This window comes from Helicobacter pylori, assembly GCF_014497725.1.
GTDB classification, from domain to species: domain Bacteria; phylum Campylobacterota; class Campylobacteria; order Campylobacterales; family Helicobacteraceae; genus Helicobacter; species Helicobacter pylori_DE.
In genome coordinates, this window is sequence record NZ_JACTGF010000001.1 from 206,309 (window position 1) to 218,060 (window position 11,752).

The window sequence follows — 11,752 nt, forward strand, 5'->3', positions numbered from 1 at the left end:
ATTTTAAAAGAAATGAGGTTGTTGAATAGGGGTAGCTATCAAAAAAGGGTTTTTAACTTTGGTTGTTTGGTGTGGTTGCTTTAGATTTGTTGTAAATTTTGTTATAAAAAGGATTTTTTTAAGGAGATAGAAAGGTTTTGCAATCATTCCCCCCAAAAACTCAAGGGTTTTTTAAAAAGTGGGGTTATCCTTGAGTTTTGGGGCGTTTGCATGCGGTTATTAAAAATTATCGCTCGCTTGATGCGAGATCCTTACTCTTTTAAACAAGGCTTTAAGCGTTTCTTAAAGCCTAACCAACGCTCTATTCAAACAAAGCCTAATCCCCTACATAGACTTGTCTTGGGCGCGTGATCCTAGCTTGCGGGCTTTTGACATGCTCTAAAAGCTGAGCGCACCAGCCCACGGTTCTGCCAATGACAAACACCGGCGTGAAAAAACGCACTGGGATTTTTAAAGCCCTTAAAATCGTGCCGGAGTAAAAATCCACATTGGGGTAGAGATTCCTTTCAATGAAATACTCGTCTTTTAGTGCGATTTCTTCCACTTTCGCAGCGATTTCGCTCAATCTCTCGTCCATTTTAACGCCTTTTTTATGCAGTTCGTCTTTTAAGCCTTTTAAGATTTTTGCGCGCGGATCGTAGCTCTTATACACCCTATGCCCAAAGCCCATGAGTTTGAAATTATCGTTTTTGTCTTTCACGCGTGCGATGTATTTATCCACATTTTTCACATCGCCGATTTCTTCTAATTGTAAAAGCACTTTTTCATTCGCTCCGCCATGCAAATGCCCCCATAAAGCGCTAATGCCCGCGCTTATGGCTGCATAAGGATGCACGCCGGTGCTAGCGACATTCCTTACCGTGGTAGAAGAGGCGTTTTGGCTGTGGTCAGCGTGCAAGGTTAGGATTTTATCAAAGGCTTCCACTTCTAGGGGCGTGATTTCTACTTCGCCTTGAGTGGTGTGTTTTAAGCGGCTATAAGGATACCCTCTCAGCATGAAAAGGATATTTTCCACATAAGAGCGCGCGATGTCCGGATAAATAATGGGTGCTCCCACTTCATTACGATAGCAAATGGCCGCAAGCGTGGGGATTTTAGCGACAATCCTTCTGGCCATAGTCTGGTAATCTTCTTCAGTGTGCATGTTTTGGTGCGTGGAATAAAGGGTGGATAAAATAGACACACCGCTAGAGAGTTTCGCCATAGGGTGGGCGTTACTAGGGAAGGCTGAAAACATGTTTAACAAGCTCTCATGCACAAAGCTTCTGTGGCGTAATTCCAATTCAAACTCCAAGCTTTCTTCTTGATTTTTGGGTAATTCCCCTGTGAGGAGCAATTTGCACACATCTACATATTTGTATTTGACGACTAAATCTTCTATTCTATGCCCTCTGTAATACAATTCGCCTTTTTTGCCATTGACATAGCTGATCTTAGATTGGCACCCAGCGGTGGAAGAATACCCTGGATCGTAAGAAAAAAACCCGGTCGTTTCAAAAAGCTTGGAAAAATCCACCGCTTTAGGCCCACGAGTGCTTTCAATCGTTTCAAATTCATAGCGTTCATTATTTTCATTATTGATTAAAGTAACAGACATTGTGATTCCCTTAAGTTTTGATAATATTCAACTCCTAATTATAAGCCAAAAAATTAAATGATTTCTTTTAAAAACATTCCGTTTTTTCAAGTTATTTCCAACCGCTACTTTTAAACACGCATTCAAAAAAAAGATTTTTAGGGGTTATATAGTATTTTTGCGCTAGTATAGTTACTCAAACTTTAGAAAAAGGATAAACAATGGCTTACAACCCTAAAATTTTACAAAAGCCTAAAGAGGGCGAAGAAATTACGATTAAAGACAACAAATTGCATGTGCCAAACCACCCCATTATCCCTTTCATTGAGGGCGATGGCATTGGATCAGATATTACCCCTGCGATGATTAAAGTCGTGGATAGCGCGGTTCAAAAGGCTTATAAGGGCGAGAAAAAAATCGCATGGTATGAGGTGTTTGTGGGCGAAAAATGCTATCAAAAATTTAAAGATCATAAGGAATTAAGCCCTGAAGAGCAATGGCTCTTACCGGACACTATTGAAGCGATCAACCATTATAAAGTCTCTATTAAAGGGCCTTTGACCACGCCTATTGGTGAGGGGTTTAGATCTTTGAATGTAGCGTTACGCCAAAAAATGGACTTGTATGTGTGCTTGAGACCGGTTCGGTGGTATGGGAGTCCTAGTCCGGTGAAAGAACCACAAAAAGTGGATATGGTGATTTTTAGAGAAAATTCTGAAGACATTTATGCGGGCATTGAATGGCAAGAAGGCAGCACGGAAGCGAAAAAACTCATCCATTTTTTACAAAATGAACTGAAGGTTAAAAAAATCCGCTTCCCTGAAAGCAGCGGCATAGGGGTAAAACCCATTAGTAAGGAAGGCACAGAGAGGTTGGTTAGGAAAGCGATTGAATACGCTATTGATAACGACAAGCCAAGCGTGACTTTTGTGCATAAAGGTAACATCATGAAATACACTGAGGGGGCGTTCATGAAGTGGGGCTATGCGCTCGCTCAAAAAGAATTTAACGCTCAAGTCATTGATAAAGGCCCATGGTGTTCTTTGAAAAACCCTAAAACCGGTAAAGAAATCATCATTAAAGACATGATCGCTGACGCATTCTTGCAACAAATCCTCTTACGCCCTAGCGAATACAGCGTCATTGCGACCATGAATTTGAACGGGGATTATATCTCTGATGCGTTAGCGGCGATGGTGGGGGGTATTGGTATCGCTCCTGGGGCTAATCTTAACGACACAGTGGGCATGTTTGAAGCCACCCATGGCACCGCTCCTAAATACGCCGGGCTAGATAAAGTCAATCCGGGGTCTATTATTTTGAGTGCGGAAATGATGTTAAGGCATATGGGTTGGGTGGAAGCGGCTGATTTGATCGTCTCTGCTATGGAAAAAGCGATTAAGAGCAAGAAAGTAACTTACGATTTCGCTCGTTTAATGGATGGGGCTAAAGAAGTCAAATGCTCTGAATTCGCTAGCGTGATGATTGAAAACATGTGAAAGAGCGTTTTTTAAGCTCTGGTGTTTGAATGCGAAAAAAGGCTAATACTATCATAAGGAATGAAGTTGATAAAATTTGTGCGTAATGTGGTTTTGTTCATTTTAACGGCGATCTTTTTAGCGCTCATGCTTTTAGTGAGCTATTGCATGCCCCATTATAGCGCGGCTGTCATTAGTGGGGTGGAAGTCAAAAGAATGAATGAAAATGAAAACACGCCCAACAATAAGGAAGTAAAAACCCTTGCTAGAGATGTCTATTTTGTGCAAACTTACGACCCTAAGGATCAAAAAAGCGTGACCGTTTATCGTAACGAAGACACGCGCTTTGGCTTCCCTTTTTATTTTAAGTTTAATTCGGCTGATATTTCAGCTCTCGCTCAAAGTTTAGTCAATCAGCAAGTGGAAGTGCAATACTATGGCTGGCGGATCAATTTGTTTAACATGTTCCCCAATGTGATTTTTTTAAAGCCCTTAAAAGAGAGCACTGACATTTCAAAGCCCATTTTTAGCTGGATTTTATACGCTTTGCTGTTAGGGGGCTTTTTTATCAGCGTGCGCTCTGTTTGCACTTTATTTAAGAGCAAAGCTCATTAAATCTTTTAGGCTTTGTTGGAAAATCACAATGGGGTTATTGGAGCGTTTATTAAAAAGCTCAATATAGGGCAAACTGATGCTGTGAAAAGCGGTGTTGTTTTCCCTCAAATTGATAGCGATTTGATAATCTAATTGGTGGGATTTCAATAAAAAGTCATTCAGCAAACAATCATTAATCAAGCCCAAATTATCATGGCTAATCAAAAGCATTTTGGCTTTTAATTTCAGGGCAAAATCCAACATGTTTTCTTCTAAAGTGATAGGCACGCATAGCCCCCCAGCCCCTTCAACGATGACTAAATCGTAAGTTTTGGTGAAATTGTGAAGGCGTTGGGTTAAATTGTCCGTGTCAATGGGGGCGTTTTGGTTTTCTTCTTGTTGGGCGATGAGGGGGGCTGAAGCTTTATGATAACGATAGAATGAAACGTCTTTTAAGGTTAAAGAGCGATCCAAAAGGCGGTTATCTTGCAAGAATAAATGCGCATCGCTAGAGTGGTTAATGGCGTCATTAACGCCCGTTTCAATGGGCTTTAATAAAATCGTTTTAACGCCACAAGCGTTGCAATATTTTGCTAAGAGCCTGGCGCATGTAGTTTTTCCGGCATTCGTGTTAGTCGCGCTGATAAAGAGCATGGTTTAACTTTTAAAATGGTAAGCCCCATCAAAGATTTGAGCGGTCAATACATTTTTGATTTGTGGTAACTTCACATTCTTTAGCGCTTCTCTTGGGACTTCTATGACCAACTCCTCAAACGCTTGGTCGTTTAAAGGGTTATCAATATCAAAAACGAAACTTAAGATATTGTGGAGTGAGTTGAACGAAACCTTGTCAATTAACGCATAATTTAGTCTAATCCCTTGTGCTTGCTCTATGGCGAGAACAATACTTTTAGATAGTCTAGGGCTGATGTTGTTAAGCTGTGTCGCTAAATCTGAGATAAAGCAATAACCTGCATCGGTGTCAGTGGTGTTAGCAATCAATGTCCTACTCACTTTTTTTCCTTGTCGCATAGCTTTGACAAGGTTATTGACTTTAATGTTGTGGTTATAGCTTTGTCTAAAGCTTTTACTCATAGCACATTCTCGTTGTTCTCTTGTTTTAATTGCTTGTTGCTCCCAACTTTCTATCTCATCAACATTGAACGACTTTGGATACCCATACGCACGAAGCCTACTTTGTGTCCTTTTAATAAATCCTTTAATTTCATTTTCAAATGTGTCTGTAAGGTTGCCAATAGTATAGGGCATATAAGTCGCTTTTATTTGTGTCTTAACAATGTCTTTAAAAGCTATACCATAATTGTCTTTTTCAGGGTTTCTCTCAAAGAATGTATAGACTTTATTGTGTAAGCGTGTGAGAGATTGTGGCAATTCATTAGAGACAGAGAATGTGATGTTAGTGAATTTAGTCCATACCTTACCAAAGGATTTCGGTTCAGCACTTACCAATTCCACATAGTATCTGTCTTTGTTATTATAGACACTATTTTGACAATAACAAATCGCCGCTTGATTGAATTGTCTCGCCCATAATAACAAATGATTTCTTAAATAAAATGTGCTACTAGGTTCATTGACAAATACAAAAAAACTAGTCTCTTTATCAGGTATTAGGGCGTCCTTGAGATTGTCTTTCCAATAGCCGATTACTTGAATATAACCAATGAAGTCTCTCTTACTGTCCAATAGTGATTTTAGCTGTTGTGTCCTTTCCATATTGTCTTTTTGAGTGTAGCGGTATATTTTGACAAATTCTTTACTAGACATAAGGTCTTTCATTGTGGCTTCACTTTTAGGGTTTAAGAATTTACTAACAAAAGACTTACCTAGTGCTGTGGATAGTTTAAGAGCGATAGTCCTATACTCTCTCAAAAAGGCGTCAGCAAGATAGGAAGCGTCTATGGGGTTAGGGTCGTCATTCCAATTTTTAGCTACTTTGTCTAATTGTGATGTCTTATAACCGCTTTTATACGCTTCTATCAGTTTTTCTCGTTCCCCTTCAGTAAAATCAGTAATAAATTCAGGTTTAAAAGGTCTAAACGCCGAGATAGTCCCAAAGGGTAGTCCGCTTTTGATTTTATTGACAATGCTGTTAAGATTAGCGCTCTCAATTGTAGAGCCTTTAATAGTCTCTGTGTTTTGTTCTCTTTTAAGTCGTGAGAGTTCCTCGCCAAACGCATCTAGTGTCGCTCTTAAAGATAAGTTGTCTTTTATCCTTGCTTTAGGTTTATTTTGTCTAGCTAATTTCTTGTCCGCTAACGCTTTATCAATAGATGCTGTCAAAGATAAAGAATTGTTTCTTTGTGGTTCATCAACCAATTCTAAAAAGTTGTAATTCAATAACATTATCGTGTCCTTTCGCTTTAAGCGAGATTGTAGTGCTTTATCTTTGAGCTTTCAGCGGGTCATTAGGGTTTATTTGGTATAATATCAAAACTTCATTTAAGGTTGGTTCTTATGAATATTTTATTTGGGATTAGCGACACGCAAGAATGTTATAACGCTATTAAATTCGCTGTCAAATTAGCCCATTCGCTTAAAGAGGTCCGCTTCACCTTGTTGCATGTGAGCATGGAAGTGTTTATTTATAGCGAAAGCGGGATGATGGATTACGGCCAAACAGAAGCCTTAGAAGAAGAAAAGGCTAAGGCCTTGTTAAAGCAATTTGAAGACGCTTTCAAAAAAGAAAATATAGAGTGCGAGAGCGTTTTAAAGAGCGGTGATTTGATTGATGTGGTCTTGGATATGGCTAAGGATTATGATTTGTTATTGATCGGGGCGAGCGAGTCTAATTTGTTGTATCGTTTGTTCATTTCGCACCAAAATAGCCTTGTTGAACAATCCAGTATCCCTGTTGTGATCGCTAAGTAGCATGAAAATGCATCAAATACCCACCCCCACCATGTCGCAAGTGATCATGCTTAATGACTCCATTACGACAGCGGAATTTATGGTTTCTGCTTTAAGGGATTTTTTTGACAAGCCTTTAGAAGAAGCTCAAAAACTCATGCTAAGCATCCATCGTGATGGCGATGGGGTTTGTGGCGTTTATCCTTATGAAATCGCCATATATAAGGCGGTATGCGTGAGGGACAAAGCCAGAGCGTTAAGATTCCCTTTAAGATTAATGGTGCAAGAGGTAAAATAATGGACAAATTCAATAAAGATTTGAATGAAGTTTTATCTCATGCTTTAGATTTAGCCCTAGATTTTAACCATGTCCTTTGCACCACAGAGCATGTGCTGTTAGCCGTTTTAGAGCATGGGATTGGAATAAGGATTTTTAATGCTTTAGAAGAAGATAACTACCATAAAATGGAGCAAATCCTTAAAGACTACTTGCAACAATATATTCCTTTAAAAAACGATCCAACCAAAGTACCAGACAGGAGTCCCGTATTAGCAAGAGTGTTTAAAAAAATGTATGCGAGTTACTTGGATAGCGTGGGCGTGGAAGAATTGCTTATTTTCATTTTAGAATACGATGATTGTTACGCTTCAAAACTCCTGGATAGTTTTGGCATCACTCGTTCGTATTTCAAGTCCGCTTTATTGGATTTTGATAACCCTAATGATATTAATGATAATGACATTAATAATGAAGAAGCACCCAAAAACACTCCTTTAAAAAAATACACTAAGAATTTGAGCGCTTTAGCCCAAGATAACGCTTTAGATCCAGTCATTGGCAGAGAAGAAGAGATTTTAAGAGTGATAGAAATTTTAGGGCGCAGAAAAAAGAATAACCCGCTTTTAATTGGCGAAGCGGGCGTAGGGAAAACCTCCATCGCTGAAGCTTTGGCTTTAAAAATCGCTCAAAAAGAGGTGCCGGAGTTTTTGCAAGAATATGAAGTCTATTCTTTGGATTTAGCTTTAATGGTGGCTGGGGCAAAATACAGAGGGGATTTTGAAAAACGCTTGAAAAGAACGCTCAAAGAAATCCAAGAAAACGGCCGCATCATTTTATTCATTGATGAAATCCACACCCTTTTAGGTGCAGGGAGCAGTAACGCTGGGAGCTTAGATGCGGCGAATATATTAAAACCGGTCCTAACGGATGGGAGCTTGAAATGTTTAGGAGCGACCACTTTTGAAGAATACCGCAGCGTGTTTGAAAAAGACAAGGCTTTCAACAGGCGTTTTTCAGTCATAAAGGTTGAAGAGCCTTCTAAAGAGGCGTGTTATTTGATCTTAAAAAAGATCGCTCCTCTTTATGAAGAACACCACCAGGTGCGTTATGATGAGGGCGTGTTTAAGGCATGCGTGGATTTAACGAGTTATTACATGCATGATAGATTCTTGCCGGATAAAGCGATTGAATTATTAGATGAGGTGGGATCGAGGAAAAAAATCAGCCCTAAAAAGGGCAAAAAAATCAGCGTTGATGATGTGAAAGAAACGCTCGCTATAAAACTTAAAATCCCTAAAATGCGTTTGAGCAGCGATAAAAAAGCCCTTTTAAGGAATTTAGAAAAATCGCTTAAAAATAAGATTTTCGCCCAAGCAGAAGCGGTTAGTCTTGTCAGCAATGCGATTAAAATCCAGCATTGCGGGCTTTCTGCGAAAAATAAGCCTGTGGGGAGCTTTTTATTCGTGGGGCCTAGTGGGGTGGGGAAAACAGAGTTGGCTAAAGAATTGGCCTTGAATTTGAATTTGCATTTTGAACGCTTTGACATGAGCGAATACAAAGAAGCCCATAGCGTGGCCAAGCTTATTGGGAGTCCTAGCGGTTATGTGGGGTTTGAGCAAGGGGGGTTATTGGTGAATGCGATTAAAAAACACCCGCATTGCTTGCTGCTTTTAGATGAAATAGAAAAAGCCCATTCTAATGTGTATGATTTGTTGTTGCAAGTGATGGATAACGCTACTTTGAGCGATAATTTAGGCAATCAGGCGAGTTTTAAGCATGTGATTTTGATCATGACTTCAAATGTGGGGAGTAAGGATAAAGATGCGCTAGGGTTTTTTAGCGCTAAAAACACCAAGTATGATAAAGCCGTTAAAGAGCTTTTGACCCCTGAATTACGATCTAGAATTGATGCGATTGTGCCGTTTAACGCGCTTGGTTTGGAGGATTTTGAACGCATTGTTTCTGTGGAATTAGACAAATTAAAAGCCCTAGTGCTAGAGCAAGACATAGCCTTAAAATTCCATAAAGAAGTTTTGAAATTCATCGCGCAAAAAAGCTACCAAACGACTTTAGGAGCGAGGGAAATTAAAAAAATCATTCACAATGAGATCAAGACCCCATTAAGCGATCTACTGCTCTTGCAATCGTTTAAAAAACCTTGTAAGATTGTTTGCTTGCTAGAAAAAAACCAATTGGTTTTGAAAGAAATCAAGCGCGCGCAAAAGGTGAAAGAAAATGACTTTTGAAATGCTTTATAGTAAAATCCATAGGGCCACCATCACAGACGCTAACCTCAATTATGTAGGATCGATCACCATAGATGAGGATTTGGCCAAGTTCGCCAAGCTTAGAGAGGGCATGAAGGTAGAAATCGTGGATGTCAATAACGGCGAACGCTTCAGCACCTATGTGATTTTAGGGAAAAAAAGGGGCGAAATTTGCGTCAATGGCGCAGCAGCCAGAAAGGTGGCCATAGGCGATGTGGTGATCATTTTGGCTTATGCGAGCATGAATGAAGATGAAATCAACGCGCACAAGCCATGCATCGTGCTAGTGGATGAAAAGAATGAAATTTTACAAAAGGGTTAGAGATGGATTTTAGTCAATTGGGCGGGTTATTAGACGGCATGAAAAAAGAGTTTTCCCAACTAGAAGAAAAGAATAAAGACACGATCCACACTTCCAAAAGCGGTGGGGGAATGGTGAGCGTGAGTTTTAATGGGTTGGGGGAATTAGTGGATTTGCAAATTGATGACAGCCTGTTAGAAGATAAAGAAGCGATGCAAATCTATTTGATGAGCGCTTTGAATGACGGGTATAAAGCCGTAGAAGAAAACCGAAAGAATTTAGCCTTTAACATGTTGGGGAATTTTGCTAAATTGTGATGTTTCACAAAGCCTTTATTGTTCTATGGTTTTTTTTGAATGGCTTAGGGGCTTATGATTTCAAGCATTGTCAGGCGTTTTTTAAAAAAGCGAGCCTTCAAAAAGGAGGCGTGGCTTTAAAAGAATTGCCTAAAGGCGTGTATTTGTATTATTCCAAAACCTACCCTAAACACGCCAAAGTCATCAAATCCGATCCTTTTGTAGGGTTGTATTTGTTACAAAGCGCGCCAAGCGAGTATGTTTATACCTTAAGGGATTTAGACAAAGACGCCCTTATAAGACCAATGGCTAGCATAGGGGATAAAGAAGCCCTAGAAGCGCGATTATTAGTGGGGCAAAAAGGCTATGACCGCTACGCTCAAATTTCACAAAAGATTCAAAAAAATGGCGTTATCAGCAATATTTGCTATCAAATGCTAGGGCTAGGGGTAGGGGGGAACGGCTTTATAGAAACGAAATTCATCAAGCGCTTTTTAAACCAGCAAGAGCCTTATTATGGGGATATTGGGGTGCGTTTAGAAGAACATCATAAGCGTTTAGTGGTAGCGCAATTCGATCCCTTTTTCCCTAAAAACCCTTTTTTAAAAAACGATGAAATCCTAGCGATCAATGATTACAAGATCCGCTCGTTAGCGGAGTTTGAATGGGTGGTGAGTAACCTTAAATACCAAAGCCTTGTAAAAGTGAAAATCAAACGAAACCACAAAATCAAAGAAGTAACGCTTAAAGTCAATAAGCGTTATGGGGGGTTTTTACTCAAAGACACTTTTTTAGAGCGCTATGGCATCGCTTTAGACGAGCGTTTTATCATCACTAAAATAGGCGCTCATTTGCCCAAAGGCTTGGATTTTTTAAAGCTTGGGGATAGGATTTTATGGGTGAATCATAAAAGCGTTTCGTTCAGCCCGAAGGCTTTAAGGGAAGCGTTGAGCGCGCCTAAAATTGAATTATTAGTCTGGCGTAAAGGCTTTGAATTTTACATTAAAGTCCGTTGAAACATTGATGAAACATGACGCTTATGAAATCATTCTTTCTTGGTTTATCACGCCTCTCACGGCGATTTTAGGGCGTTTCGCTGAATTTTTCCTCTACACCTTGCATGCGCAATTGGTGTTTAATAGCGTGGTCGCTTTGGCGTTCATGCTCTTTGCTTATAGGAGTTTGAAAGAACAGAATTTCTTCAGCGCTAGCGCGCTTTTAGAAGCGTTATTATTTGTGGGGTTTTTCGCGCTGTTTAACTATGCTTTGAAAAACCCTTCGCGCTTTTATGAATTGTTTCAAAACGCTATTTTTATTGCGCCTAACATGATCGTGCAAAGCCTCTCTCAAAGCTTGAGTAACTTTTCTAACCACGCGCTTTCTTTAGATTTTATCTTTAATCATGGTTTTTATGCCCTTAGCTTCATCAGCGATTTGAGCCATAATGAAATGTCCGTGTGGCTTTTTTTAAGCATCTTGCAAGCGCTTTTTTTGAGCGTGCTGTTTGCAATTATCATTTTAGTGTATTTGGAAGTGCATGTGTGGTGCTCTTTAGGGGCGCTGTTTTTAGCGTTTGGGTTTTTTAAAACCTGGAGGAGCGTTGTAATTATATGCCTAAAAAAATGCTTCGCTCTTGGGTTTTACAAGCCTTTTTTGTTGTTGGTGGGGTTTTTGAACGTGTCGGTTACTAAGGCGTTAATAGACGCTAGCATGCAAGAAAAACAAGACTTAAGCCTTTTATTGGTGGTAGCGTTATTTTTGTGTTGCGTTTTTATCATAGGCGTGCCTTTTTTCATCAACGCTTTGTTTAGGGTGCAAAACAGCCTTAAAGAAACTTACAAACTCGCCACCAATTTGAGCGCTAATCTCACTCAAAGCGCTTTGCAATCTTTACAATATACCACGACCTCGCCCACTCTTTCTAGCGTTTCTCCTTCTACAAGCGGTAGCGTTTCTAAAGAAAAGGAAACGCATTCCCCCACATTCAAGGTAGAAACCACTCAATTAGATGTAAAAATTCCAAATTTCAAGCAAAAAAAGGTTAAAAAGGATACAATAGATACAAAAAATGAAATTTAAATAAATAGGA

The 11,752-nt window shown here is 39.6% G+C and carries 12 protein-coding genes; 9 read left to right on the forward strand and 3 right to left on the reverse strand.

Annotated features, from left to right (window positions below; translation table 11 throughout):
- Positions 1–316 precede the first annotated feature (316 nt).
- Entirely contained in the window at positions 317–1,597 is a 1,281-nt protein-coding gene (locus tag H7N69_RS00995) for a citrate synthase (RefSeq protein WP_077642791.1), read from the reverse strand.
- 200 nt (positions 1,598–1,797) lie between these two features.
- On the opposite strand from H7N69_RS00995, the gene icd reads away from it, so the two are divergent.
- Positions 1,798–3,075, forward strand: coding sequence for an isocitrate dehydrogenase (NADP(+)) (gene icd / locus H7N69_RS01000; protein WP_000323979.1), 1,278 nt, complete (start codon positions 1,798–1,800; stop codon positions 3,073–3,075).
- Positions 3,076–3,141: 66 nt separating this feature from the next.
- Positions 3,142–3,669, forward strand: a complete 528-nt coding sequence (locus tag H7N69_RS01005) for a DUF1523 family protein (RefSeq protein ID WP_001883021.1) — start codon at positions 3,142–3,144, stop codon at positions 3,667–3,669.
- Here the strand turns inward: H7N69_RS01005 and bioD are convergent.
- The gene (gene bioD / locus H7N69_RS01010) at positions 3,646–4,302 is read right to left on the reverse strand and encodes a dethiobiotin synthase (protein WP_187848949.1); all 657 of its coding nucleotides are present in this window, start codon (positions 4,300–4,302) and stop codon (positions 3,646–3,648) included. The genes H7N69_RS01005 and bioD overlap by 24 nt on opposite strands.
- Before the next feature lie 3 nt (positions 4,303–4,305).
- Complete coding sequence (locus H7N69_RS01015; RefSeq protein WP_187884452.1) at positions 4,306–6,015, reverse strand: hypothetical protein; 1,710 nt, start codon at positions 6,013–6,015, stop codon at positions 4,306–4,308.
- 111 nt (positions 6,016–6,126) lie between these two features.
- Here H7N69_RS01015 and H7N69_RS01020 point away from each other — a divergent pair, with 111 nt between their 5' ends.
- Genes H7N69_RS01020 through H7N69_RS01050 form a run of 7 tightly spaced genes read left to right on the forward strand, consistent with a single transcriptional unit; the run spans position 6,127 to position 11,742 of the window.
- Complete coding sequence (locus H7N69_RS01020) at positions 6,127–6,540, forward strand: universal stress protein (RefSeq protein ID WP_001023005.1); 414 nt, start codon at positions 6,127–6,129, stop codon at positions 6,538–6,540.
- 1 nt (position 6,541) lies between these two features.
- Complete coding sequence (locus tag H7N69_RS01025; RefSeq protein WP_000781795.1) at positions 6,542–6,817, forward strand: ATP-dependent Clp protease adaptor ClpS; 276 nt, start codon at positions 6,542–6,544, stop codon at positions 6,815–6,817.
- The gene (locus tag H7N69_RS01030; protein ID WP_187884454.1) at positions 6,817–9,045 is read left to right on the forward strand and encodes an AAA family ATPase; all 2,229 of its coding nucleotides are present in this window, start codon (positions 6,817–6,819) and stop codon (positions 9,043–9,045) included. Before H7N69_RS01025 ends, H7N69_RS01030 begins: the two co-directional genes overlap by 1 nt.
- On the forward strand, positions 9,035–9,388 hold the full coding sequence (panD, locus tag H7N69_RS01035) for an aspartate 1-decarboxylase (RefSeq protein WP_050853638.1): 354 nt from the start codon (positions 9,035–9,037) through the stop codon (positions 9,386–9,388). Before H7N69_RS01030 ends, panD begins: the two co-directional genes overlap by 11 nt.
- A 2-nt stretch (positions 9,389–9,390) precedes the next feature.
- Complete coding sequence (locus tag H7N69_RS01040; protein ID WP_000347915.1) at positions 9,391–9,684, forward strand: YbaB/EbfC family nucleoid-associated protein; 294 nt, start codon at positions 9,391–9,393, stop codon at positions 9,682–9,684.
- Positions 9,684–10,679: a PDZ domain-containing protein gene (locus H7N69_RS01045; RefSeq protein ID WP_187884456.1), complete on the forward strand. Its 996-nt coding sequence runs from the start codon at positions 9,684–9,686 to the stop codon at positions 10,677–10,679. Before H7N69_RS01040 ends, H7N69_RS01045 begins: the two co-directional genes overlap by 1 nt.
- A gap of 7 nt (positions 10,680–10,686) precedes the next feature.
- Positions 10,687–11,742, forward strand: coding sequence for a type IV secretion system protein (locus H7N69_RS01050; RefSeq protein ID WP_187884458.1), 1,056 nt, complete (start codon positions 10,687–10,689; stop codon positions 11,740–11,742).
- Positions 11,743–11,752: the final 10 nt, after the last annotated feature.

Bases quoted from the DNA above. Each gene is read 5' to 3' on its own strand.
- H7N69_RS01040 (WP_000347915.1), top strand. From the start codon at position 9,391: ATGGATTTTAGTCAATTGGGCGGGTTATTAGACGGCATGAAAAAAGAG.
- H7N69_RS01015 (WP_187884452.1), bottom strand. From the start codon at position 6,015: ATGTTATTGAATTACAACTTTTTAGAATTGGTTGATGAACCACAAAGA.
- H7N69_RS01025 (WP_000781795.1), top strand. From the start codon at position 6,542: ATGAAAATGCATCAAATACCCACCCCCACCATGTCGCAAGTGATCATG.
- H7N69_RS01050 (WP_187884458.1), top strand. From the start codon at position 10,687: ATGAAACATGACGCTTATGAAATCATTCTTTCTTGGTTTATCACGCCT.
- icd (WP_000323979.1), top strand. From the start codon at position 1,798: ATGGCTTACAACCCTAAAATTTTACAAAAGCCTAAAGAGGGCGAAGAA.
- H7N69_RS01030 (WP_187884454.1), top strand. From the start codon at position 6,817: ATGGACAAATTCAATAAAGATTTGAATGAAGTTTTATCTCATGCTTTA.
- panD (WP_050853638.1), top strand. From the start codon at position 9,035: ATGACTTTTGAAATGCTTTATAGTAAAATCCATAGGGCCACCATCACA.
- H7N69_RS00995 (WP_077642791.1), bottom strand. From the start codon at position 1,597: ATGTCTGTTACTTTAATCAATAATGAAAATAATGAACGCTATGAATTT.
- H7N69_RS01045 (WP_187884456.1), top strand. From the start codon at position 9,684: ATGTTTCACAAAGCCTTTATTGTTCTATGGTTTTTTTTGAATGGCTTA.
- H7N69_RS01020 (WP_001023005.1), top strand. From the start codon at position 6,127: ATGAATATTTTATTTGGGATTAGCGACACGCAAGAATGTTATAACGCT.
- bioD (WP_187848949.1), bottom strand. From the start codon at position 4,302: ATGCTCTTTATCAGCGCGACTAACACGAATGCCGGAAAAACTACATGC.